The organism is Shimia biformata, assembly GCF_016888515.1.
Lineage (GTDB): Bacteria > Pseudomonadota > Alphaproteobacteria > Rhodobacterales > Rhodobacteraceae > Shimia_A > Shimia_A biformata.
This window is the reverse complement of sequence record NZ_JAFEJK010000001.1, coordinates 1171761-1195414: the sequence shown is the minus strand read 5'-3', so window position 1 is coordinate 1195414 and position 23654 is coordinate 1171761. Positions and strand designations below refer to the sequence as shown.

The following is a 23654-nucleotide window of genomic DNA, read 5'->3' as shown; positions in this document are numbered from 1 at the left end:
CCCAAGCGTATTACCTCGCCGTGCCTAGCACAGCGGTATGGGATGTTAAATAGACATCACCGGCCAAGGTTCAATGCGATTGTCGCCTCACAAGGGCAGATATGCGGCGAAATTGGCCTTTTCGGGCAGAAGTTCCGCGCTCCAGCCGTTTTCCAGACCGGCCAAAGGCGCCGCAACTAGGCGATCCTCAAGCCAGATCGAAGGTGACGCGGCAAGGCTTTGGCGCGGTAACCCGGCATTGCGCCACTCTGTACACTGGTGCAGACCGGCTTCGGAAAGCGCGCGGATTTCCATGCCGTCCTGCGCCGGTCCGATCAGACGCCAGCGTCCGTCCCAGACTTGATCAGGTGCACATGCCAACCCTGCCACTGCAGCCGGTTCGCGGGAGACCCTCAGCCGCTCGGCATCAAAGGTCAAAAGACAGCCGTGCAGTGTGGCAGTTTTGCGCGATGCCAAGGTCTGCGCCAGACGGTCAAATCGCGGGCGGTACTGCTGACCCGAAACAAAGCTCAGAGCAGCGGCAAGAACACGGTGAGCGGTCTCAAACTCAGTGGCCTCCAGCGCCGCCAGATCCAGCATCAAATCGCCGCGATCCATTGCAACGGTTTCCACCGCTTGGTGGCGCGCGGCGCGCCTCAGGACCGTGCGCGCCGATTGCATCTGTTGCGCCGTGCGTGTCAGGCGGTCGACGGTCAGTCCCAAAGGCGCCAGCGCCGAAAGCAATTGCCGCGCGCGGACACGGTCGAAACGGGGATCATCATTTGACGGATCATCCGCCCAAGACGCGCCTTTTGCCGAAAGGTATGCCCGCAGGTCAGCGCGGCGCAGGCCAAGCAAAGGTCGGATCAGGATCAAGTTGGGTTGAGTGCTGCGCGGCTCCATCGCAGCAAGCCCGTCCACACCCGATCCCCGCGCCAGTCGCAACAGGACGGTTTCGGCCTGATCGTCGGCGGTGTGCCCAAGCGCCACCGCATCAAGTTTGGCCGTTTGCTGCCACTCGGAAAAGGCGGCGCGTCGCGCCTGCCGCGCCGCGTCCTGCAAGTTGCCGCCCCCGTCCCATCGCCAGTCGTTGGATTGATGCGCAACGCCAAGCGCGGCGCACTGGCGTGCGGCAAGCGCGATCTCATCCTTCGCCTCGGGACGGAAACCGTGATCGACACTCAACGCCTCAACTATGGTTCCGTTTTGCCGGGCCCAATTGACCAGCAACAGAAGCAGAGACATGGAATCGCCGCCACCCGACAACCCTAAGCCCAACCGCACCGGGGGCGAGTCGGGAAACAGGCTTTCCATGGCCGCGTCAAAGGCGGGTTGGATTTGATCCGGGGTGTTCACCCGCACAATCTCGGACAATCGCGGGACGGCTGCAAGCTGATCAGGAGCACCCCAATCGCAGCATCTCGGTATCGGCATCGCCGGCGTAGCTTGAGTCTGGATAGCGATAGCCGACCTCGCCCAGCGTGACGCAGGCTTCGTTCTGCTGGTTCAGCCTGCCCAACGTCGCGCCAAGACGATACAGTGCCTCGGGTGCGGTGGCCCCGGTAGGGTTGCGCGAATAGGACTCAAGGTAAGCGCGCGCGGCGCCTGTCAGCTGCTCTAGCCCCTCAAGCGCCTGACCGCGCCGCAAATGGGCCTCGGATTCAAGCGGACTGCCGGGATAGGTGGTGGTAAAGGCTGCAAACTGGTCCGACGCGCTTTGAAAATCGCTGCCTTCAAGCGCCGCGGTCGCACGATCGAAATCGGCGCGTTCACCCACGGCCAGTTCTGTCGGCTGCGCCACCGTCCCGGAACCGGCGTTTGAGCCACCGGTCGAGGGTGACCCGGTTTCGACGTCGCCACCCAGTGTCGTGGTCTCACCCAAGGTGCTAACGTCGCCGCCTTCCAGTTCGACCAGACGGAACTCAAGATCACCGACCCGGTTGGTGCCATCCTCGACAACCCGCTGGATGCGGAATTCAAGCTCTTCCGTCTTGTTGGTCAGGCGCTGCAATTCGCGCTCGATCAGGTCCATGCGCTCCAGAGCCGACCCGCCCCCGGTACTTTGGCCGAACACCCCTCCGGTCGTCGACAGCTCTCTCTTCAGCCGCTGGACGTCACCGTAAAGCAGGGTAAGTTGCTGACGGATATCCGCCAGCGTTTCCTGTTTTGTCGACTGCGCCGACACCGGAAGCGCCAGCGTGACTGCAAGGGAAAGGACCAGAACCGGGATCAGGCGCATCTTGTTACCTGCCTTCTTATCCGCTCAGGCCAGCCGCCGACAGCACGGTCACGGCGCGGCGGTTCTGGGCGTAGCATGCCTCGTCCGAGCAGATCTCGATCGGGCGTTCCTTGCCATAGCTTACCGTTCTCAGACGCGCACCAGCGACGCCCTGCGACACGAGAAACTCTTTCACGGCATTGGCGCGGCGTGCGCCCAGGGCAAGGTTGTATTCCCGCGTGCCCTGTTCGTCGGCATGACCTTCGATGACCGCGTCATAGTCGGTGTTGGCCATCAGCCAGTTTGCCTGCGCCAACAGAACAAGCCGCGCGTCCTCGTTCAACGACGACTGGTCGACTTCGAACAGGATGCGGTCCCCGATCGCCTGCTGGAAGTAGGCGGGCGAGGTCTCGTCGCTGACGCTACCCGGGGTGATGCCATTTGCCGACGGGTTGGAAAACGGGCCGCTGCCCGAACCGCCGGGATTTGCACATGCGGCCAGGGTGAGCGCACCCAGGACCAGCGCAATGCGTGTCATATGTTTCATGGGTTGTGCCTCTCGTTTTATCGTTTTGCCCAACTGCTTCGGGCGCTTCATATCACATCGTCCCCACGGGTGGGAACGCCCGTTATTTCAGTAGCGGCGACCAACTCGGGTCCGACCCGCCGCCTTCCAGTTTGACCCGTTTCAGGTTCCGCCCCGACACGTCGACCGAATAGAGCGAAGATGTCCCGGCCGCGCCCTGCGTTTCGCGGGTAAACATGATTACGCGGCCGTTGGGCGCCCAGGTGGGGCCTTCGTCCAGGAAAGATGCGGTCAGAAGGCGCTCCTCGCTGCCGTCTGTACGCATGACGCCAATGTGGAAACGGCCCTTGTTTTGCTTTGTGAACGCAATCAGGTCACCGCGCGGTGACCAGACAGGCGTGCCATAGCGCCCCTGCCCGAAACTGATGCGCTTGGGTTCACCACCCTCGGCCGGCATCACGTAGAGTTGCTGCGTTCCCGAGCGGTCGCTTTCGAACACGATCTGGCGACCGTCCGGGCTGAACGAGGGCGCGGTGTCGATCGCCGGGGATGACGTCAATCGTAGGATCTGGCGGGTGGCAATATTCAGCCGAAAGATATCCGTATTGCCCCCGGTCTCGGACGAATAGACCACTTCCTGGCCATTCGGCGAAAACCGCGGTGCGAAGGTCATGCCGCCGTCGCTGCCACCCAGCGCCTGCCGCTGCACGTTCGCCACATCCAACGTATAGATCTGGGGCACACCACTTTCGTAGCTGGTATAAAGAATCCGGTCACCAAGCGGTGAAAATCGCGGGTTCAGGACGATGGTCGAGGCATCCGTCAAATATTGCAGGTTTGCGCCGTCGTAATCCATGATCGCAAGACGTTTCTGTCGATCACCCTTGGGCCCGGTTTCGCTGACAAATGCGACGCGGCTGTCGAAATAGCCGCCTTCGCCCGTGATCCGCGAATAGACCTCGTCCGCAACCTTGTGGGCCATGCGGCGCCAGCCTTCGATCGTGCCTGTAAACCGCAAGCCATTGCCCAGTTCCTGCCCGGCGAACACATCGTAGACGCGGAACTTGACTTCAAGCTGACGGCCTGAAACCGAAACCGCCCCGGTAATCAAAGCCTGCGCATTGATCGCCTTCCAGTCGGCGAATTGTACCGGGGAAGAGAAGTTGGTGATCTGGCTGATGAAAGCGCTTTCTGGAATTTCGCGAAACAGCCCCGTGCCCGTCAGGTCGGCGGCGATGACCTTGCTCAAACCGTCGGCATATTGTGCCGCACCGCTGCCCTCGGCTACAAAGGTCGGCACCGCAAACGGCAGGGGTTCGATCACGCCCTCGGTGATTTCAATCCGCAAGGGACCGTTCTGCGCATGCGCCGGTGAGACCGCGAAAGGCGCGGCAAAGCAAAGGACAGTGCAAAGAGCGGTCAGGATGTTTGCTGGAAATCTGGTCATCGGGACCTCATTTTCTCTGGATTGAAAGTAATCTCGACGTCACGCCACGAGTCGTATTTCTCGGGCGGTAGTTTATAGCCGTCTTTTTGGCAGCGCAGAATTGCACGCCGCGCGGCCTGGAACGCGGTATTTGCGGCGGTCGAGTCGCCGCCGGTGGCACCGATAAGGCGAATGTCACCCTGCACCCGCCCATTACGGTCAAGCGACATGCCGACCGTCACAGTGACATTGGCCGCCTGGCTGCCGACATCGACGACCCAGCAGTCCTGCACCGCGATCCGCAGCCCGTCCTTTTCCGCCGAAGTCAGCGGCGGGCCGGATGGGGCGGCGGCTGTGTCCGCAGTGTCGGCCGCCATCGCCTCGGCCAGGGCCGCGTTCACGGCATCGCTTTTGGCCGGTGTCGAGTCCGCCGGTTTCGCAGCAGCGGTTTCTGTTGGTGTCTCTGCCGGTTTCTCAACCGGGCGAGTGGGCCGCATCTTGGGCCGCAGCGACGCAGCAGGAGCGGCATTGGCTGTCTGTTTCGGCTCGGTGACGATCTGGTCGGTGGCCTCTTCCGGGGCGGTTGCCTCTTCCACCGGTTTCACCTCGGCGGGCGCTTCGGCCGGCTCAGAGGCTTCGCGCAGCGTATCGTCAATCTTGCTGTCTGGCGGCGGCGGAGCCACCGGTTGCGGCGCGACGCGCGGCGCAGGGCGCGGGCTTGCGTCAGGCGCCGTGCGTGGTTTCAGCGCGGCGGTATCGGTCTCGGGCTGCGGAAGTTGCGGCGCGTCGTCCGTCACATCAGCGGGCTGCGGCGCGGATATGTCGCTGAGGTCGGGCTTTACGTCCGGCTCTGCCGTTTCAGTCTCGACCGGGGTCGGGCGCGTCACATCGGGGTCCGCTTCAGGTGTCGTCGCAGGCGGTTCGGGATTGATTTCGGGGGCAACAGGCATCGCCACATCGGTTTCCGGCCTTGGCGTCTCTTGCGCCCTCAGCACAGCCTCGAAATCCTCGGTCGAGATCATGGACACCGATGCAATCTCAAATTCAGGTGGCTCCGAGGCAAAAACCCCGGCCAGAAGCGCCCAGCCGATCAGACCCGCATGCGCGGCGCCCGAGATATAATGCCCGATATGCAATCGCGCCTCCGGCCTTACCCGTCCTGCCCGCTGCCATGGTCGGGCCCGCCAATATCGGTCACCAGACCGATATCGCTGAACCCGCCGGCATTGAGCGCCCCCATGACCTGAACCACCAGCTCATAGGGCAAGGTGCCATCAGCCCGCAGGAACACCCGCTGCGACGACCGTTCGGCAGCAATGGCACGCAGTTTTGGCACCAGTTGGTCGACTGGCGTTTCCGTGGTCTGGATCATGATCCGGCCATCCGCGGTCAGGGTGATCGTCAGCGGTTCTTCCTGCTCGCCAGGCAAGGGGTTGGCGGCCGTTTTCGGCAGTTCCACCGGCACCCCCACTGTCATCAGGGGGGCAGCAACCATGAAGATGATCAAAAGAACCAGCATGACGTCGACAAACGGGGTGACGTTGATCTCTGACATCGCCACCGCGCGACGGCGGCTGCGGCGTCGCTTACCTCCGCCGCCGCCCGATTTCTGCATGACACCCGCGCCCATAGGTCAGGAATCCAACTGGCGGCTGAGGATGGTCGAAAACTCGTCCGCGAACGCCTCGTATCCCGCGACGATCCGGTCGCTGTCGGCGCTGAGCTTGTTATAGAATATTACCGCAGGGATCGCGGCCAGAAGCCCAAGCCCGGTGGCAAACAGCGCCTCGGCAATACCGGGGGCAACAACGGCAAGGTTGGTGTTCTGCTGCTCGGCGATTTCGACAAAGGCATTCATGATGCCCCAGACCGTGCCCAGAAGCCCGATGAACGGCGCAGTCGAGCCGACGGTCGCAAGGACTGGCAGCCCCCGCTGCAAATCCTCGGCTTCCTTGGCAATCGCCACATCCATCGACCGGTCTATCCGCGCGGACGCATTGGCGATCATGCCGCCATCCTGCCGGTGACTGCGGCGCCACTCCATCATCCCGGCCGAAAATATCCGCGCCGAGCGCCCCTCCGGTTCCGGCCCCAATTCCTCGAACAGTTCATCCAACGGTTCACCCGACCAGAAGGATCGGTCGAACCGCCCTGCCTCCGACCGCGCGCGGCGATAGGTCAGGATTTTCTGAATGATCACGGACCATGACCAGAACGATGCCACGATCAGGATGATCATGACGATCTTCACGCCAAAAGTTGCGCGCGCAAAAAGCGCCCACACGGACAAGTCGATTGCTGATTCCATCTGCCTGCTCTTTCCTCGGCCCGGGTTGCCGGTGCCTCTTTTGCCGTAAACCTACAGAAGTTCCACGGGGAAAGCCATCAATTTGGCGTCAGGTGCGAGATTTCGCGGGGTTTAGTGGACCATTTGGCGGATATTCGCCGGAAGTCGCACCGGCGCGCCCTCGGTTGTCATGCAAATCACCGTCACGACGGCCTGAAACAGGATCTCTTCGCCGCGTTTCACCGACTGATCCATTACCATGCGGACGCCGGAAACCGAGCGCACTTCGGTTTCGACCACCAATTCATCGTCCAGCCGCGCCGGAGACAGGTAATCGCATTCGACCCGACGCACGGCAAAAACGATCCCGTCCTCGGATTTCATCCGTTTTTGATCCATGCCAATCTCGCGGACCCACTCGCTGCGACCACGCTCGATGTAGCGCAAGTAGTTCGCGTAATAGACGATGCCGGCCATGTCGGTGTCTTCATAATAGACGCGGATCGGGTGGGTATAGATCATGGGGCCTGCCTTGGTCTGCTTCCTCGCCGCGACCCTAGGGCGGTGTGCTGGCCGGGGTCAAGTCGGCGGGCATCAACCCAGCGGATAGGTCGCCAGCACCTCATAGCGCGCGCCCTCGGGCCGCAGAAAGGATTGGCACAGGCTGATCGAAGTTGCGGTCGCCGCCGGCACGGGCGGCACGGCATCGGACACCACAGGCGGCGCATCTCCGCGGGTGAAGCGGCGTAGGGTGACATGCGGGCGAAACCGCTCTCGCCGCAGCGGGATCCCAGCCCGCCGCACAGCTTTCTGCACCTCTTGGTGCAACAATCCAAGTGCGGCGTCCCGCACCAGATCAAGCGCAAGGCAGCGCGGCGGCTGGCCGCGCAAAAACGCATAACTGCCAAAAGTGATCTCGACCGGAGCGGCCTGGATCACGGTCAATTCTTCGTGCAGGGCTTCGAGCGCCTCGACCGGCTGGTCGTCGAGAAACGCCAGCGTGACATGTAGGTTGTCGCGCGCCACCTGCCGGCCACCCCGCGCCGCCGCCCCGACACGGATCAGCGCATCGCGACAATCCTCGGGCAGATCCAGCGCAACGAAGCTGCGCATCATTTCAGCCGTGCGAACAGGCGAAGCGCATGCGAGGTATCCCCCGCCGCCACAGGCATCATCCGGTCATACGCAGCGGCAATCACCGCAGCAATTTCCGGTCGTAGGATCGTTGCGCCGTTTTCAGGATGCAGCGCCAGCGGCGATTGCGCCTCAAACGCCTTGTCACCCCAAGTCAGCATCGCGCGCACCGCGACATTCAGCGCAATCGCCTCGGCTGGCATCTTGGCAAGGTCCGAGTCCATACAAAGGAACACGAAATGCGCCCGGATCGCGCCTGACTCGTCAAAGCGGAAGGCGCGATACTCGGCGGCACCTTCCGCCGACAGGCGGGCCACCAGTCCCGGCAGACCGGGGATCAGCTTGTCTAGATCGGGAACGTCCAACAACTCGGCCCAGTCGCGGAAGAAAAACACCATCAGGTTCGCGCCCAGTTCCGGGTCGGTCTCGGCCATCTGGTGCCCGGCCAGCGTGACCATCGCCTCGACCGCACCCTTGACCGTTTTCAGCGTCGCGTCTTCGACCCCGAAAACAATTGGCGCAATCGGTCGCCCCCAACGGGCAAACCCATAGTTTCCATCGGTGCGGGTAAACAGGGCTTCGACATCTTGCGGGGTCATGGGCGATCCTTTCCAAACCGGCCCTCACATGCCGCAAACCACACCGCAAACGCAATAGCCCCGGCTTTTTGCTGGTCAAAAATACCCCAGCGCGACGCCGATCCTATTCGAACAGGTCGGACTGATTACGCGGCGGGGCCAGACCAAGGTGTTTCCACGCCTTCTGCGCCAGCATTCGACCGCGCGGTGTGCGGTTCACCAGCCCCTGCTGCAACAGGAACGGTTCGATGACCTCTTCAATGGCATCGCGCGCCTCGGAGAGCGCGGCGGCGATGGTGTCTATCCCGACAGGCCCCCCGCCATAGTTTTCCGCGATAAAGCGCAGATAGCGGCGGTCAGCCCCATCCAGCCCAAGCTGGTCCACGCCAAGCCGCGTCAGCGCGCCATCCGCCAGTTCGCGGGCAATATGGCCATCCCCCTCAACCAGCGCGAAATCCACCACGCGACGCAGCAGCCGTCCCGCGATCCGGGGCGTCCCGCGCGAGCGGCGGGCGATCTCGCGTGCGCCAGGCTCATCGGCGGGCACGCCCAGCTTGCGGGCATTGCGGGTGACAATCTCGTGCAATTCGGCCTCGGTATAGAACTGCAGCCGGGTCGGAATGCCGAACCGATCCCTGAGGGGAGTCGTCAACAGGCCCAGCCGGGTCGTTGCCCCGACAAGGGTAAACGGTTGCAACTCGATCCGCACCGTGCGCGCGGCAGGCCCCTCGCCAATGACAAGGTCGAGTTCGAAATCTTCCATCGCGGGGTAAAGCACCTCTTCCACCGCCGGGTTCAGGCGGTGGATCTCGTCGATGAACAGAACGTCCCGCGCTTCGAGGTTGGTCAGGATCGCGGCAAGGTCGCCGGCCTTGGCCAGAACCGGGCCAGAGGTCATGCGGAAGCTGACCCCCAGTTCGCGGGCCATGATCTGCGCCAGCGTGGTCTTGCCCAACCCCGGAGGACCATGGAACAACGTGTGGTCCATCGCCTCGCCGCGTTGACGGGCGGACTGGATGAAAACCTTGAGATTTGCGCGCGCTTCGGCCTGACCGATGAATTCATCCAGCACTTGTGGCCGCAGGGCGCGGTCGGCATCCTCGGGACGCGGTTCGGGGCGCAGGGTGGGGTCGGGTTCAGTCATGTCGTCACCCTTTCGGCGCCAGCAACTTCAGCGCCGCCCGGATCAGCGCCGGGGTCTCAGCCTCGGGATCGTCGCTGGCCGCCTGAGCCACCGCGCTGGCAGCTTCGCCCGGGCCGTAGCCCAGGTTCGACAATGCCGACAGCGCCTCGGCCTGGGCCGCCGCCCCTGAACCGCTGGCCGCGGGTGCAACGGGGGGTGCCGCCGGCGTGTCGCCGCTGTCCACAAGCGCTTCATCCGACGCCGGCGCCCCGCCCTGCGCCGCCGCCAGCGATCCGCCCAGCGCCATAACCGCCGGTGCCTTGTCCTTCAACTCGTTCACCACGCGCTGCGCGGTCTTTGGGCCGATGCCCTTGGCGGCCTTGATCGCGTTCCAGTCGCCCAGTGCAATCGCCCGCCCGGCACCGTCCGCCCCCAATGTGCCAAGAATCGCCAGCGACGCCTTGGCGCCGACACCCTGCACGCTCATCAACAGGCGGTGCCATTCCTTTTCCAAGAGGGTCGGAAACCCGAACAGCTGAAGATTGTCCTCGCGCACCAGAAGGTCGGTGAACAACGCCACCGCCTCACCGTTGCCAGGCAATGTCGACAAGGTCCGGTCCGAACAATAGACAACATACCCGACGCCGTTCACGTCGATCACCACGTGATCGTCACTGCGATAGAGCAGGCGTCCCGCGATACGTCCGATCATGCCTGTGCCCTCCTCAAAGCTGCGTCATAGCCGCCCGAGGCGCGGGCATAATGTGCGTGGCAGATGGCAATGGCCAGCGCGTCAGCGGCGTCGGCACCTTGGATGACGACACCCGGCAGTTGCAGCTTCACCATATGTTCGACCTGATGTTTCTCGGCATGTCCAACCCCAACAACGGTCTTCTTGACGCGGTTCGGCGCATATTCCCCGATGTGCAAACCCGCCTGCGCCGGAACCAGAAGCGCGATCCCGCGCGCCTGCCCCAGTTTCAGCGTTCCAGCCCCATCCTTGTTGACAAAAGTCTGTTCGATCGCGGCATGGTGTGGCGCAAATCGGGCCACCACGTCGGTCAAACCGGCATGCAATGACAATAGCCGCGTGGCCAGGTCCTGGCCGGTGGAATGGAGAATACCATTAGCCACATGAGACAACCGGCTGCCATCCGCATCGATGACACCCCAGCCCATGTTCCTCAGACCGGGATCGATTCCCAGAACCCGCATGTTGCGCCCCTGTCTGCCCGTGTTTTCATTGTCGTTGCGCCTTCATTAGCACGAAACAAGAACATTCGCCAAGGGCCAACGGACCAGGCCAATCACATTTGGCTACTGCACCTGCCCTCGGAATAGGTCAAAAACGACACTTTTCGGCTCCAATTCAGGCAAAAGCGACACCGCCGGGATCACCTTTGTTTCAAGGCGTTTCAACTCGGCCCAGCCATGCAGAAACCGCATATCAAACATGCAATTTCCCACCTTGCTGCCGGTTTTATGCGCAACTAATTGCGCCGGGTGAAAACGAAGACATCGACCACTCAATAGAAGGAATACTGATATGGCCGTATTCGACACCCACGCCCCCGCAAGTTTCACCGGCCGCATCGGTCAGTTTTTTGCATCCGTGGTTGCAACTGTCGCCGCATGGAACGACGCCCGCGTGACCCGCAATGCCCTTTCCGAATTGTCGGACCGCGAACTGGACGACATCGGCCTGTCGCGCGGCGACATCGAAAACATCCGCTAGGACGGTCGAAGCACAGCTTCGCCGTTTTCGCCGTCACTCACGTGTGACCGGAACCGCAGTTCGGAAACGAACTGCGGTTTTTCGTTATTGAATGGTTTGAATCGGGTAACGACATCAAAACAGAAAGACCCCGCGAGAGAGTGCAGCGGGGCCTTCCGTGCGAAATTGAAATGGCGGCCGAACACGTCAAAGGACAGAAAACGTGCCCTGCCCGCGCATCCTCATCGCAGCGATTTTATCTGGAGCGCAATCCACCGCGACAGCGGATCAGGCTGCATAGTCCATGCCGCAGCGCGTTCCACGATGTTGGCCGGTTCCAGCTTGGACACTTTACTGTTGTAGAAATCGTTACCCATCGTCGCGATCATCGTGCCTTTGACACCAAAGAACGCGGCCGCAATCATAATCAACCCGGCCCAGGGAACCGACCGACGCGGCGCGCGGCCGCGAATGACGACATATCCGTCACGATCAACATAGCGCGAAACCTTGCGCAGGCGCGGGCCCTTTTCGTGCTTGGCATAAATATGTGCCACACGGTCTTGGAATTCAGAATATGAATCAGACATGGCAGACTCGAAACTGTACTGTTTGGCCCCCACCAAACATGTCCAAAATATGTCGCCAATTGTGGCGGAAATGTGGCGAAGCTGACAAATTGAGGCAATTTTTGGCCAATTCTGACAGGTTTGCCGCAATTCAATTTTCGACTTGGAAACGATCCCCAAAGCGCCACCGGACCATGCCAAAACAGGAAACAGTGCGACGTCAGAATTGGGCGCAGTCGGGGCGGTCACCGCACACTGCGCGAGGTGATTCTCGGGCACTGTGACGTGAAGCGGCTTAGCGGTGGCAGAGTGTCAGAGTAGTCCATTCGCCGATTTCTTCGCGCGTATGGACATCAAATCCAGCCGCATCATAGGCGGCGACCACCTCGTCGGCCTGTTCGTTCAGAATACCCGACAGAATGGCAAACCCGCCCGCTTGAATGTTCGCGCCCATTTCAGGTGCAAGATCCACCAGTGGGGCTTTCAGGATATTGGCAAAAACCAGATCGAAAGGTGCTTTTGCGGCAAGGTCCGGGTGGCCAAAACCGGCCGCCTCGACGCAGCGCACCTGGCCCGTCAACCCGTTTGCCGAGACATTCGCCTCGGCCACTTCCACCGCGACCTCGTCAATATCCGAAGCCAGAACCGTCTCGGGCCAGATCCGCGCAGCGCCCATGGCCAAAACCGCAGTGCCACAGCCGATATCGGCAACCGAGCGCCCATGAAACCCTTCTCCGGCAATACGGTCCAGCGCTTTCAGGCACCCCAGCGTGGTGCCGTGGTGCCCGGTGCCAAAGGCCATCGCAGCCTCGATCAGCAACGGTTCCGACCCGACCGGGACTTTGTCGGCGTCATGGCTGCCATAGACAAAGAAGCGGCCCGCTTTGACCGGGGCCAGTTCGCGTTTGACCTTGGCGACCCAGTCCGTCTCGGGCAACTCGCTGACCACGAAAGGCTTGGCGTCAAAGGCGGCTGCCAGCACCGCCAACCCCGCCGCATCCGGGCTTTCGGTAAAATATCCGCCGACTTCCCACAGACCTGATCCATCCTCGATCTCAAAAACGCCAACACCGGTGGGTTCCGGGGTCAGGCGCTCCATCGCTTCGCCGAGTTTTTCGGCCGAGTCCTTGCCGACAAGGGTGGTCAGGGCGGTAAAGGTGGGCATGGGTCGGGTCCTTCAAAAAGATGGGTTTCGCCTAAGCCTGCGGCGGCGGCGCGTCAAGGGGCGCAGCCGCGGGCGCGCCGAAGCCACGCAGGAAATACCAGGCCCAGATCGCGGCCAGCACCCCCACGACCGATCCAGCGATCGACTGGCCATAGATCACGCCCGGCGCACCCCAGATCGCGGCCGCGGCCCAGGCGATAGGCAGGATCAGAACCCCGTCCCGAAACCAGTTCGCCACGGTAGAGCGGGTCGGCTTGCCGAGGTTGTTGAATGCCGCATTGGACACGAAAAGCGTCCCGGTGAAGACAAAACTGCCCGCTCCGACCACCGCAAAGGCCCAGAACACCTTGGCACCTGCCGGCGTCAGCCCGAACCCCCGGATCACGTAGGGCGCACTTAGCATCAGCAGTCCCCAAGCGACCAGCGTATAGACCGCGCAGAACCTGAGCGCGTCGGCATAGGTCGAGCGCAATCGGTCATAGAGACCCGCGCCGTAGTTCTGGCCAAAGATGCCCCCGACCGCACCGGACAGCGAGAAGATGCCGCCAAAGGCCACCACGGTCAGCCGGTTCACCACCGCCCAGGCCGCCACAGCTTCGTCTCCGAAACCAGCAATGACGCCCGTTAGGAGGTAATTGCCGAAGGGTGTGGACAGCTGGGTCAGGATCGCCGGGATCGCGATGGCAAAGAACGGACGGACCGCGCGTCGCACCGCCCAAATCGCAGGACGCGCCAGCAGATCGTGGGTGCCGATGGCAAAGCGCAGCGCCATTGCCGCAAGGACAAAGCGCGACAGAACAAGCGCCAGCGCCGCCCCGTCCAGTCCCAGACCCAGCCAGATGATCAGCACCGGGTCTACAATGATCGAAACGCTGCCCGAGGTCAGGGTGACATACATTGCCCGGTGCCCGTCTCCCTCGGCGCGCAGGACCGCAGACCCAACCAACCCGATCGCCATCACCACCAGCGATGGCACCGTCATCAGCAAATAGCGCGCCGCCAGGTCAAGCGTGTCGCCCGCAGCGCCCACAAGCTCGAGCAGCGGGTAGCGGAACAGCACGACCAGTGCCGCCACAAGTGCCTGGAAACTGACTGTGATGATCATGCCCGAAGTCGCTTCGTGACGGGCGGTGTCGCGGTCGCCCATTCCGATGCGGCGCGACACAAGCGCGGTCGCCGCAATCATCAGCCCGATACCCGACGAGACCGAAAAGAACTGGATAGCAAAAGCATATCCGATGGCGGCGACCAGCTGGGGATCGCCAAGACGGGAGATCCAGAACAGGTTGGCAAGATCGACAAGAAAGACAAAGGTGATGCCGGTGGCGCCGGTCAGGGTCATGCGGATCACATGGCTCATGGTCGAGCCGGTGAGGAAACGTCCGCGCTGGCCGCTCATCAATTTCCTTGCCTTATTCCGCCGGTGCGGGCACGAAGCGCGCCAGCCGGGTTTCGTTGCCTTTCTCGGGGTGGCGCGGGATCAGCAGCGCAAGACCAAAAGACGTTGCCGCCATCAGCGCAGCAAGCCCAAAGACAGCCGCCGGGGACACCAGCCACAAAAGTCCCAGAAGCACAGGCAGGAACACCGCCGCGATATGGTTGATGGTAAAGGCCACCGCCGCCGTGGGCGCAATGTCCTGCGGGTCGGCAATTTTCTGGAAATAGGTCTTCAACGCCAGCGCCATGGCAAACAGCAAATGGTCAATCACGTAAAGCACCATCGCCAGCACGACACCCCAGCCGAAGAAATAGATGCCGCCATAGGCCAGAAACACCACGATCAGCCCGAGGTACTCAAACAACAACGCCCGCTGCTCTCCGAACCGCTGCACCACGCCGCCTATCACCGGGGCAAAAACGATATTGGCGACCAGATTCACAAGATATAGCGTCGTCAGTTCATGCACTTCGAAGCCAAAGCGCTCGACCATCATGAAACCGGCAAAGACGACAAAGATCTGCCGACGCGCTCCGGCCATGAATTGCAGAGCATAATAGAGCCAATACCGGCGGCGCAGCACCATCTTCTTCAGTTGCGGTGTAGGATTGTCGAATTGCGGAAAGGCAAACAGGCAAACCAGCGCGATCAGCACTGTCGCCCCGCCCGCCAGCATGTAGACGGTATTGTAGGACAGGCCGAGCGACTTCCATGTCATCACGATCAAGAGATAGACAACAAGCGTCACCGCAGACGACACCGCCAGCATCCAGCCCAGCACACGCGGCGCGCGCGCCTTGTCGATCCACTGCAATTGCAGAGATTGGTTCACAGTCTCGTAATAGTGGAAGCCAATCGACGACAGCATTGTGATCGTCAGGATGCCTGCCAAGGACGGGAACCACGCCGTCACCGCCGTCGCCGCTCCCAACAAGATCAGCGAGACCACGCCCAGCACCTGTTCGCGCATGACCATGATGATCGCGATTACGCCAACCGCCAGGAAACCCGGTATCTCGCGCACGGTATGCAACAGACCGATGTCAGCCCCATCGAACCCCGCAACCTCAATCACAAAGTTGTTCAGAAGCGCCGACCAAGTCTGGAACGCAATCGGCATTGCAATCGCCATCAGGAACAACAGCGCGATCGGGCGGCGCCATACAGGAAGATGCTGCGCCTCGTCGAGAGTGAAGATTCTTAACATGCTTTGCAAATAGCCCCATTCAGCTGACTTGGCGAGGGCAATCGCGACATTTGCGCTTCGCTTTTGCCTGTCTCGCCGCGAGGCGCTGCCTCGCGCTCCGGGGTATTTGGGACCAGCAAAAAGGCCGGTTTGTCAGTAGAAGCTTTGCGGGTCGATATCGATGGACAGGCGCAGATCACCCTTCAGCTTGATCGGCGCGACCCATTTGGCCAATGCCGCCTGGATCGGCGCGCCTTTCGGGGCCTTGACCAGAAGCCGGACCCGATGGCGGCCGCGCACCCGGGCGATCGGGGCTGGCGCGGGGCCGTAGACTTCGGCGCCGATCTCGCGCAGCGGTCCGGTGGTGCGGGCAAGGTGATTTCCGAGATCAAAGACCTGGCTCACATCCGAACCCGACAGAATGATCCCCGCCATGCGGCCATAAGGCGGCACTCCGGCTGCGCGGCGGCCTTCTGCCTCGGCCCGCCAGAAGGCTTCTTCGTCATTGCCGAGGATGGCGCGGATTACCGGGTGGTCAGGCTGATAGGTCTGGAGCAAAGCCTCGCCCGGCTTTTCCGCCCGGCCCGCGCGTCCGGCGACCTGCCTCATCAGCTGGAAAGTACGTTCAGCGGCGCGCAGGTCCGAGCCCTGAAGCCCAAGGTCGGCATCGATCACCCCGACAAGCGTCAGAAGCGGGAAATTATGCCCCTTGGCCACCAGTTGCGTGCCGATGATGATATCGGCGCCGCCTTCGGCGATCTTGAGGATGCCCTCTTTCAACGCCCGCGCCGAACCGAACAGGTCCGAGGAAAGCACCGCCAGCCGCGCGTCGGGGAAAAGCGCTTGCGCTTCCTCCGCCAGCCGTTCAACCCCCGGTCCAACCGCCGCAAGCTTGCCCTCGACATCACACGAGGGACAGGTTTCCGGCATCGGCTTGGTCTCACCGCATTGATGGCATACCAGGCGCTTCAGGAAACGGTGTTCAACCATACGGGCGTCGCAGCGATCACAGCCGACCTGATGACCACAGGCGCGGCAGATGGTGACGGGCGCATAGCCGCGCCGGTTGATGAACAGAAGCGACTGTTCTCCCTTGCCCAGCCGGTCCCACACCGCCCGTTGCAGTTTTTCGGAAATCCAGCGGTTCGCGGGCAGGTCTTCGATCCGCATATCGAGACTGCGCATCTCGGGAAGGATCGCATCCCCGAAACGGGTCGTCAGATCGATACGGTCATATTTGCCCGCTTCGGCATTGGCCCAGCTTTCCAGGCAGGGCGTGGCCGAGGCAAGGATCACGCGGGCATCGTTGATCGAGGCACGCAGTACAGCCATGTCGCGGGCATTGTACAGCACGCCGTCTTCCTGCTTGTAAGACGTATCGTGTTCCTCATCGACCACGATCAGGCCAAGGTCGCGGAACGGCAGGAACAGGGCCGAGCGCGCACCGATTACCAGCTGTGCCCCACCCTGCCCGACCATGCGCCAGATGCGGCGGCGTTCGGTCATCGTAACGCCCGAGTGCCATTCCGCCGGTTTCGCGCCGAACCGCGCCTCGACCCGGGTCAGAAACTCCGCCGTCAGCGCGATCTCGGGCAGCAGCACCAGCGCCTGCCGTCCCTTGCGCAGGGTTTCGGCCACCGCTTCGAGATAGACCTCTGTCTTGCCCGACCCGGTGACTCCACGCAACAGGGTGGTGCCATAACGTCCCGTTTGAACGGCGTCGCGCAGCCGGTTGGCGGCTGTGGCCTGGTCTTCGGTCAACTGTTTTGCAGAATAGTCGGGATCAAGGCGGGGAAAAGGCAGGTCGCGGGGCGTGTCCTCTTCTCGCACGACGCCCTGCTGCACCAGCCCTTTGACCACCGAGGATGTCACCCCAGCCATGTCGCTGAGTTCCTTCAACGTGAAGGCGAGCCCGCCATATTCCTCAAGCGTTTCGATTACCCGGCGGCGGGCATCGGTTTCGCGCTCGGGCCGCCCCTCGCCCCGGCGATAGACCTTGCGCATCGAGGGCGGGTCCCCCAGCCCCGGCGCGCGGGTCGCCAGCCGCAGCATGGCCGGGCGCGGGGTCAGTGTATAGGCCCCGGCCGTTTCGAGAAACTGCATCATCTCGGCCCGCATCGGCGCGACCTCAAGCACCCGGTTGACCTGCCGAACCTTGGCCGGATCCCAGTCGCCGCGCCCCGGCCCCCAGACCACGCCAAGCACCTTGCGCGGGCCAAGCGGCACCTCGACATAGGCCCCGGCAAAACACCCGCCTTCGGGCGCGCGGTAATCCAGCACGCGGTCAAGCGGTTGGGCCGTCAGGACGCCCACCAGGGCGCCTTCCTCGAAATATCCGGGGGTGGCGTGTGGATCGGATGGCATGTTAGCGATAACAGAAAAACCTCTTTCGGGCTTTCAGCATCGCCAAACTTGCGCTAAACGCAAGCCGAAGCCTTACCCAATCCGTGAAAGGGATGCTGCCCCCATGAAATTCTTTGTTGATACCGCTGAAATCGACGCAATTGCCGAGCTGAACGACCTTGGTATGGTCGATGGCGTGACCACCAACCCGTCGCTGATCAAGAAATCCGGCCGCGACATCATCGAGGTCACCAAGGAGATCTGCGACCTGGTTGACGGTCCGGTCTCGGCCGAAGTTACCGCAACCGATGCCGAGACCATGATCGCCGAGGGCCGCAAGCTGGTCCAGATTGCCGACAATATCGCCGTCAAGGTGCCGCTGACCTGGGACGGGTTGAAAGCGTGCAAGGCGCTGTCTGACGATGGTCACATGGTCAACGTGACGCTTTGCTTCTCGGTCAACCAGGCGATTCTGGCGGCCAAGGCGGGCGCGACATTTATCTCGCCCTTCATCGGACGTCTGGACGACATCAACCTAGATGGCATGGACCTGATCGCCGACATCCGCCAGGTCTATGACAACTATGGGTTCGAAACCGAGATCCTGGCGGCCTCGATCCGCTCGGTAAACCATATTGCCGACAGCGCCCGGATCGGCGCCGATGTGATCACCGCACCGCCCGCCGTGATCAAGGCGATGGTCAACCATGTGCTGACCGACAAGGGGCTGGACGCCTTCCTTGCCGACATCAAGGCAGCGGGCATCAAGATCCTGTAAGCCGACACAGGAGGGGGGCCAGCCCCCTTACCCCCCGCGGTATTTCCGGCAAGAGGAAGGGACGGTTGCCGATTGTTGCCGACCCTTCAAATCCTCGCGAAAAAAGATGAGGAATTTCGCGGCACCCTCTGTTAGAGTGCCGCAAACAAGACGAGGCACGCATGAGCAGCACGCCCAAGATCGACGACGCATTGCGCGAGAAAATCATCTCGGAACCCGATGTGATCCTTGAGGATCGCGACCTGATGCGTGCGCTGATCGCCGCCAATGAGCGCGCGATGGGCGGCAATATCGTCGATCTGCGCGGCATTGCGATGGAACGGCTTGAGGCGCGGCTGGACCGGCTTGAGGACACCCATCGTTCGGTCATTGCGGCGGCCTATGACAATCTGGCCGGCACCAACCAGGTACATCGCGCGATCCTGCGTATGCTGGATCCGATCGAGTTCGAGACCTTCCTGCACGATCTTGGCGGCGAAGTGGCCGAGATCCTGCGCGTCGACGCCGTGCGGCTGGTTCTGGAATCCGAGGAAGAAGCGGAGGGCGACGCCGCGATCCAGAAACTAGGGGACGTCCTGTCCGTCGCCGAGCCGGGGTTCATTGACGACTACCTGGCGGGCGGACGCAACATCCCTATCCGCCAGGTCACGCTGCGCCAGCTGCATCAGGGAAACAAACTGATCTATGGCGAAAGTGCCGACTGGATCAGGTCCGAAGCCTGCCTGAAACTGGATTTCGGCACCGGGCGGTTGCCCGGAATGCTGGTATTGGGGGCCGAAGACCCACACCAGTTCACACCACAACAGGGCACCGACCTTTTGGCGTTCTTTGCCGGTGTTTTTGAACGGGCGATGCGCCGCTGGCTGGCATGATCAGCCCTGCGCTTACTTCTGCAATTGACGACTTCCTCATTCAGCGCCGTGCGCTTGCGGGCAATGCCGAGAACACGATTGAGGCCTATCGCCGCGACCTGACCGGATTCCTGAGTTTCATCACCCTGCACAAGGGCGAGGCCTTGGGATTACAGCCGCTGTCGGCGATCGGAGTCTCTGACATGCGGGCATGGATGGCACGCGAACGAGGCGCCGGTATTGGGGCGCGGTCGCTGGCGCGCAAACTCTCAGCCGTCAAAAGCTTCTTTCGCTGGCTGAGCGATCGCGAAGGGTTTGACGCCACCGCCGTTCTGTCGGTCCGTGCGCCCCGGTTTCAGCGCAAGCTGCCCCGCCCCCTGGCCGAGCCCGCCGCGCGTGAGGTACTCAATATGGTCGAGATGCAAAGCGACACGCCCTGGGTTGCGGCGCGGGATGTGGCGGTGGTCACCCTGCTATATGGCTGTGGGCTACGGATTTCCGAGGCACTGGGACTTGATCGCAGATCCGCACCTCTGGGCGAATCGCTCAGGATTGTCGGCAAGGGTGGAAAGGAACGGCTTGTGCCGGTCCTGCCTGCGGCGCGGGACGCGGTTGATGATTATCTTGGCCTTGCTCCGTTTGGACCCGAGCCCGATCAACCGCTGTTTCGGGGCGTGCGCGGCGGGCGGTTGTCGGCACGGCAGGTCCAGAAGGTGATGCAGGCGACCCGGATGCAGCTTGGCCTGCCTGCCAGCGCAACACCTCATGCGCTGCGCCATTCCTTTGCTACGCATCTTTTGAATGCCGGTGGCGATTTACGCGCGATTCAAGAGCTTCTGGGACATGCCTCGTTAGGCACCACGCAAACCTATACCGCCGTCGATAGCGCCCGGCTGATGGACGTCTATAACCGCGCCCATCCGAAAGCGTAGTCAGTCTTTTGACGGTGTATTCTGATCGGCGGCGCTTCCAAACAACCCGGTCAGTGAGCGCTTGATGATCGCTGTTACTTTGGGGCGACGTGAAGGCGAGAACGCCATCGGGCGGCAGACATCCATCGCCGCCACCCCGACGCGCGCTGTCAGCGCGCCGTTGACCAGCCCCTCTCCGAAACGGCGTGACAGCTTGCCCAAAAGCCCCCCACCCGCCAGCGCGCCGATCATGTCGTCTCCGACGGCCACAGCACCAGTTGCAACCAAGTGCGCCATCACTGCGCGGGTCAGGCGCCAGCCGCCGAATGCGCCGGACCTGCCGCCATAGATGTCGGCGATGCGGCGGATCATGCGCAGGTTCGCGGTCAATGCGGTGATCAAGTCCGCCAGCGCCAGAGGCACCAACGCCGTCACCGTTGCGACCTGACGCGCGGCGGCCTCGACCTCGGCCTGGGCGCGGACGTCAAGCGGGGCCAAAAGTTCGGTCTCGACAAGCTCGATCAGGGCGTCGGCGTCCATTACCTCATCCATCCGCTCATCCAGCCGGGCGCGCGCCCAAGCGGTGTCTTCGCGGTTGTGATACAGTGCAACCACGCGGGACGTTGCAATGCGGGCCGATGCCAGGTCACCTGCCGCCGAGACTTGATCCATGTCGCGGCGGATGCGATCAACCCGACGCAGGCGGGAAAACGCGGCCAACTCTCTGGTTGCGATGGCCAAAGCCACCACGCCCAGCGCCGTAAGGAGCCCGATTAAGGTCCAACCAAGGATCGGCACCCGCGCCACAAGGCCGGTTGCAAAATCCCAGGCCGCAATCGAAGCCACCGTGCCGAGAACCGCCATCAACAGCGTCCAGAACCATCGCGCCAGCCGCGACGGGCGGCGGTTTGCGAAACGGGCAGCCGCCTGCATTGCGGCGCCTTCGGGCAGATCGTGATCCAGATCCGGCACCGGCGCGGCGTCAGCCACGGGCGGCAGGTCCCGGCCGTCCAGATCAATCAGAATGGGGCCATTGGTCATAGCTTGTCTCCGATCAGGAACTCGGCCGCCCGGTCAAGGCGGATATGCGGCGGCCCCTCGCCCGGTTTCAGATTGAGCCGCGCAGGGGCAAACCGCATGGCGCCATAATCTGCATCAAGCCAGCGGTCCGCCCCCTGTCGCGCCGCGCGCAACAGCAGGTTGGGATCATCCGGCAGTTCGCCGGGATAAAAGGCCGCCGGCTTGCCGGTATCAAGTAGGGTTCCGCGCACGCAAGGCAGGTCGCGCCCCTCGTGGGGAATGACCTCTTCTGTGGTGGCCCGCAACGCGGCGATGGCCAGCGCCTCGGTCCGGGCCCCTGCGAACTGAGCGCGATCGCGGGCATCGCGTGTTACCGCCTGCATGATCGCGGCAAGCCGGGCGTGTTGTTCGTGGTGCAAGTGGTCGGCCTTGGTCGCGGCAAACAGGATGCGTTCGACACGTTTGCCCAGAAGCAATCGGGACAGGAACGCGTTTCGACCCGGGCGGAACGTGCCCAGGATGTCCCCCATGGCTTGGCGCATACCGTCAAAGGCTTGCGGACCGCGGTGGATCGCACCCAATGCGTCAACCAGAACCACCTGCCTGTCGATCCGCGCAAAGTGATCGCGGAAAAATGGCTTCACGACCTTCGACTTGTAGGCTTCGAAACGGCGCTCCATTTCGCGCCTCAGCGACCGGCGCCCGGCATTTGCGACTGCGGGCAGCGGGGCGAATGTCAGGACAGGAGACCCGGCCAGGTCTCCGGGCAAAAGGAACCGCCCCGGGGTGCAGTCATAAAAACCTGCATCTCGTGCTGACTGAAGGTAGGTGGTGAAATGGGCTGCAAGCGACTGGGCGACGGGTTCTTCCAGCTGCGCGGCCGGGTCAACGTTCGCCAGCAGGTCAAGAAACGGTTTTGCCTGTGAACGCGGCGTGATGCGGCCCAGCACCTCGGCTGACCAGATGTCATAGTTTTTGTCCAGAAGGCCAAGGTCCAGCAGCCATTCGCCGGGATAATCTACGATATCCAGATGCACCGTACGCGGCCCTTGCAGTCCTCCGAGTAGGCCGTCGGGCCGGACACGCAGGGAAAGCCGCAACTCGCTGACTGCACGGGTGCTGTCGGGCCAATGCGGAGACGGACCGGCAAGCACCGCGAGATGCGCCTCATAGTCAAAGCGCGGGACGGTGACATCAGGCTGAGGCTGCAGGAAAGCCGCCGAGATGCGCCCGTCGGCAACCCCGGACAGGCGCTGCATCCGCCCCCGATCCAGAAGATTTGCCACAAGCGAGGTGATGAAAACCGTCTTGCCCGACCGCGCCAACCCTGTCACACCCAGCCGGATCACCGGCTCGAACAGGGTTTCCGAGATCGTGTCGCCCATGCTTTCGATGCTGCGGGTGACGCTGTCAGCCAGGGAAGAAATGACCAAGGGCAGGCCCTTTTTGTTGCCTTTCTCGATACCTAAGCACCGAGCGGGCGTTTTGCCAGCCCCACCGTGCGGCCCGGGGGTTCCACCCCCAGACCCCCGGGGAACTTCAAACCAGCAAAAAGCCGCGACTTTCGCTTGGCGAAGGAATGAGGTATCGCCAGCCCATGCCAAGATACGCACTGAAAGTCGAATACAACGGGGCGCCCTTTGCCGGATGGCAGAGGCAAGCCGATCAGCCCTCGGTCCAGGGGGCGGTCGAGGCTGCGCTGGCGCGGCTTGAACCCGGCCCGTTCACCATCGCCGCTGCCGGGCGTACCGATGCCGGGGTGCATGGGCTGGCGCAGGTGGCGCATTGCGACATGGCACGAGAGTGGGATCCGTTCCGTCTGTCGGAGGCGCTGAACCATCATCTGAAGCCGAACCCGGTGGCAATCATCGGCGCGGCGCGGGTGGCGGAAGACTGGCACGCGCGGTTCTCGGCGGTCGAGCGGCGTTACTTGTTCCGCATCCTGATCCGGCGCGCACCGCCGACGCATCAGGCGGGGCTGGTCTGGCATATCCGCCACGACCTGGATGTGGACGCGATGCAGGCCGGGGCGGATTTCCTGATTGGGCATCATGATTTCACCACCTTCCGGTCTTCGATCTGTCAGTCTGCCAGCCCGGTGAAAACGCTTGACGCGTTGCAGATCAAGCGGATCGGGACACCGTGGGGGGACGAAATCCATTTCCACGTCCGTGCCCGGTCTTTCCTGCACAACCAGGTGCGGTCCTTTGTCGGAACGCTGGAACGCGTCGGCGCGGGGGCATGGGGGCCGGATGATGTTCGTACAGCCCTAAATGCCCGCGACCGGGCGGCTTGCGGTCCAGTGTGTCCGCCGCATGGATTGTACCTTGCCGGGGTTGGTTACCCCGAAGATCCGTTCGCCTGACAACCTTTCCCTTGCGTAAAGACTTGACCACAACCCCAGGATT

27 protein-coding genes are annotated in these 23654 nt (G+C 62.5%); 6 read left to right on the top strand and 21 right to left on the bottom strand.

Annotated features, from left to right (window positions below; genetic code table 11):
- Nucleotides 1-87 precede the first annotated feature (87 nt).
- From tilS to JQ863_RS19620, 10 genes are all read right to left on the bottom strand, one after another.
- Entirely contained in the window at nt 88-1353 is a 1266-nt protein-coding gene (tilS, locus tag JQ863_RS05875; protein ID WP_239113214.1) for a tRNA lysidine(34) synthetase TilS, read from the bottom strand.
- 22 nt (nt 1354-1375) lie between these two features.
- Entirely contained in the window at nt 1376-2218 is an 843-nt protein-coding gene (gene ybgF / locus JQ863_RS05870) for a tol-pal system protein YbgF (RefSeq protein ID WP_204113378.1), read from the bottom strand.
- 16 nt (nt 2219-2234) lie between these two features.
- Entirely contained in the window at nt 2235-2744 is a 510-nt protein-coding gene (gene pal / locus JQ863_RS05865; protein ID WP_204113377.1) for a peptidoglycan-associated lipoprotein Pal, read from the bottom strand.
- Between the two features lie 82 nt (nt 2745-2826).
- Nucleotides 2827-4170: a Tol-Pal system beta propeller repeat protein TolB gene (gene tolB / locus JQ863_RS05860; protein ID WP_204113376.1), complete on the bottom strand. Its 1344-nt coding sequence runs from the start codon at nt 4168-4170 to the stop codon at nt 2827-2829.
- Complete coding sequence (locus JQ863_RS05855; RefSeq protein WP_204113375.1) at nt 4167-5285, bottom strand: energy transducer TonB; 1119 nt, start codon at nt 5283-5285, stop codon at nt 4167-4169. The genes tolB and JQ863_RS05855 overlap by 4 nt, the downstream gene beginning before the upstream one ends.
- 14 nt (nt 5286-5299) lie before the next feature.
- Nucleotides 5300-5779, bottom strand: a complete 480-nt coding sequence (gene tolR, locus JQ863_RS05850) for a protein TolR (protein WP_204113374.1) — start codon at nt 5777-5779, stop codon at nt 5300-5302.
- Between the two features lie 3 nt (nt 5780-5782).
- Nucleotides 5783-6457 (bottom strand): protein TolQ, encoded by a 675-nt coding sequence (gene tolQ, locus JQ863_RS05845; protein ID WP_204113373.1) that lies wholly within the window; start codon nt 6455-6457, stop codon nt 5783-5785.
- Between the two features lie 111 nt (nt 6458-6568).
- Nucleotides 6569-6958 (bottom strand): tol-pal system-associated acyl-CoA thioesterase, encoded by a 390-nt coding sequence (gene ybgC, locus JQ863_RS05840; protein WP_204113372.1) that lies wholly within the window; start codon nt 6956-6958, stop codon nt 6569-6571.
- 72 nt (nt 6959-7030) lie between these two features.
- Nucleotides 7031-7549 carry an RNA 2',3'-cyclic phosphodiesterase gene (thpR, locus tag JQ863_RS05835; RefSeq protein ID WP_204113371.1) on the bottom strand — a complete coding sequence of 173 codons (519 nt, stop codon included), beginning with the start codon at nt 7547-7549 and terminating at the stop codon, nt 7031-7033.
- Nucleotides 7549-7731: a hypothetical protein gene (locus JQ863_RS19620; RefSeq protein ID WP_420826226.1), complete on the bottom strand. Its 183-nt coding sequence runs from the start codon at nt 7729-7731 to the stop codon at nt 7549-7551. The genes thpR and JQ863_RS19620 overlap by 1 nt, the downstream gene beginning before the upstream one ends.
- Here JQ863_RS19620 and JQ863_RS19615 point away from each other — a divergent pair.
- Nucleotides 7712-8122 carry a GspH/FimT family pseudopilin gene (locus JQ863_RS19615; protein ID WP_420826225.1) on the top strand — a complete coding sequence of 137 codons (411 nt, stop codon included), beginning with the start codon at nt 7712-7714 and terminating at the stop codon, nt 8120-8122. The genes JQ863_RS19620 and JQ863_RS19615 overlap by 20 nt on opposite strands.
- Before the next feature lie 150 nt (nt 8123-8272).
- On the opposite strand, the gene ruvB is transcribed toward JQ863_RS19615, so the two are convergent.
- The 4 genes from ruvB to JQ863_RS05810 all read right to left on the bottom strand — a co-directional run bounded on the left by ruvB (nt 8273) and on the right by JQ863_RS05810 (nt 10726).
- Entirely contained in the window at nt 8273-9292 is a 1020-nt protein-coding gene (gene ruvB, locus JQ863_RS05825; RefSeq protein WP_204113369.1) for a Holliday junction branch migration DNA helicase RuvB, read from the bottom strand.
- Nucleotides 9293-9296: 4 nt separating this feature from the next.
- Nucleotides 9297-9983, bottom strand: a complete 687-nt coding sequence (gene ruvA / locus JQ863_RS05820; RefSeq protein ID WP_204113368.1) for a Holliday junction branch migration protein RuvA — start codon at nt 9981-9983, stop codon at nt 9297-9299.
- Entirely contained in the window at nt 9980-10486 is a 507-nt protein-coding gene (ruvC, locus tag JQ863_RS05815) for a crossover junction endodeoxyribonuclease RuvC (protein ID WP_204113367.1), read from the bottom strand. The genes ruvA and ruvC overlap by 4 nt, the downstream gene beginning before the upstream one ends.
- Nucleotides 10487-10588: 102 nt before the next feature.
- The gene (locus tag JQ863_RS05810) at nt 10589-10726 is read right to left on the bottom strand and encodes a hypothetical protein (RefSeq protein ID WP_204113366.1); all 138 of its coding nucleotides are present in this window, start codon (nt 10724-10726) and stop codon (nt 10589-10591) included.
- Nucleotides 10727-10817: 91 nt separating this feature from the next.
- Between JQ863_RS05810 and JQ863_RS05805 the strand changes: the two genes are divergently transcribed.
- On the top strand, nt 10818-11006 hold the full coding sequence (locus JQ863_RS05805; RefSeq protein ID WP_204113365.1) for a DUF1127 domain-containing protein: 189 nt from the start codon (nt 10818-10820) through the stop codon (nt 11004-11006).
- Between the two features lie 221 nt (nt 11007-11227).
- Here the strand turns inward: JQ863_RS05805 and JQ863_RS05800 are convergent, their stop codons facing one another.
- From JQ863_RS05800 to JQ863_RS05780, 5 genes are all read right to left on the bottom strand, one after another.
- Nucleotides 11228-11833: a hypothetical protein gene (locus JQ863_RS05800; RefSeq protein ID WP_204113364.1), complete on the bottom strand. Its 606-nt coding sequence runs from the start codon at nt 11831-11833 to the stop codon at nt 11228-11230.
- Between the two features lie 16 nt (nt 11834-11849).
- Nucleotides 11850-12719: a 50S ribosomal protein L11 methyltransferase gene (locus JQ863_RS05795; protein WP_204113363.1), complete on the bottom strand. Its 870-nt coding sequence runs from the start codon at nt 12717-12719 to the stop codon at nt 11850-11852.
- Between the two features lie 31 nt (nt 12720-12750).
- A complete protein-coding gene (locus JQ863_RS05790; protein ID WP_239113213.1) occupies nt 12751-14118 on the bottom strand; it encodes an MATE family efflux transporter in 1368 nt (455 codons plus the stop codon).
- A gap of 13 nt (nt 14119-14131) precedes the next feature.
- The gene (locus tag JQ863_RS05785) at nt 14132-15364 is read right to left on the bottom strand and encodes an MFS transporter (RefSeq protein WP_204113362.1); all 1233 of its coding nucleotides are present in this window, start codon (nt 15362-15364) and stop codon (nt 14132-14134) included.
- 132 nt (nt 15365-15496) lie between these two features.
- Complete coding sequence (locus JQ863_RS05780; protein WP_204113361.1) at nt 15497-17707, bottom strand: primosomal protein N'; 2211 nt, start codon at nt 17705-17707, stop codon at nt 15497-15499.
- 103 nt (nt 17708-17810) lie between these two features.
- On the opposite strand from JQ863_RS05780, the gene fsa reads away from it, so the two are divergent.
- The 3 genes from fsa to JQ863_RS05765 all read left to right on the top strand — a co-directional run bounded on the left by fsa (nt 17811) and on the right by JQ863_RS05765 (nt 20247).
- Complete coding sequence (gene fsa / locus JQ863_RS05775) at nt 17811-18464, top strand: fructose-6-phosphate aldolase (protein ID WP_204113360.1); 654 nt, start codon at nt 17811-17813, stop codon at nt 18462-18464.
- Nucleotides 18465-18625: 161 nt separating this feature from the next.
- Nucleotides 18626-19336, top strand: coding sequence for a DUF484 family protein (locus JQ863_RS05770; RefSeq protein WP_204113359.1), 711 nt, complete (start codon nt 18626-18628; stop codon nt 19334-19336).
- Nucleotides 19333-20247 carry a tyrosine recombinase XerC gene (locus JQ863_RS05765; protein ID WP_204113358.1) on the top strand — a complete coding sequence of 305 codons (915 nt, stop codon included), beginning with the start codon at nt 19333-19335 and terminating at the stop codon, nt 20245-20247. The genes JQ863_RS05770 and JQ863_RS05765 overlap by 4 nt, the downstream gene beginning before the upstream one ends.
- Here JQ863_RS05765 and JQ863_RS05760 read toward each other — a convergent pair whose 3' ends face one another.
- Nucleotides 20248-21267 carry a YcjF family protein gene (locus JQ863_RS05760; protein ID WP_204113357.1) on the bottom strand — a complete coding sequence of 340 codons (1020 nt, stop codon included), beginning with the start codon at nt 21265-21267 and terminating at the stop codon, nt 20248-20250. It abuts the gene before it with no gap.
- Complete coding sequence (locus tag JQ863_RS05755; RefSeq protein ID WP_204113356.1) at nt 21264-22679, bottom strand: YcjX family GTP-binding protein; 1416 nt, start codon at nt 22677-22679, stop codon at nt 21264-21266. The genes JQ863_RS05760 and JQ863_RS05755 overlap by 4 nt, the downstream gene beginning before the upstream one ends.
- 164 nt (nt 22680-22843) lie before the next feature.
- Between JQ863_RS05755 and truA the strand changes: the two genes are divergently transcribed.
- Nucleotides 22844-23611 carry a tRNA pseudouridine(38-40) synthase TruA gene (gene truA, locus JQ863_RS05750; RefSeq protein WP_204113355.1) on the top strand — a complete coding sequence of 256 codons (768 nt, stop codon included), beginning with the start codon at nt 22844-22846 and terminating at the stop codon, nt 23609-23611.
- Nucleotides 23612-23654 lie beyond the last annotated feature (43 nt).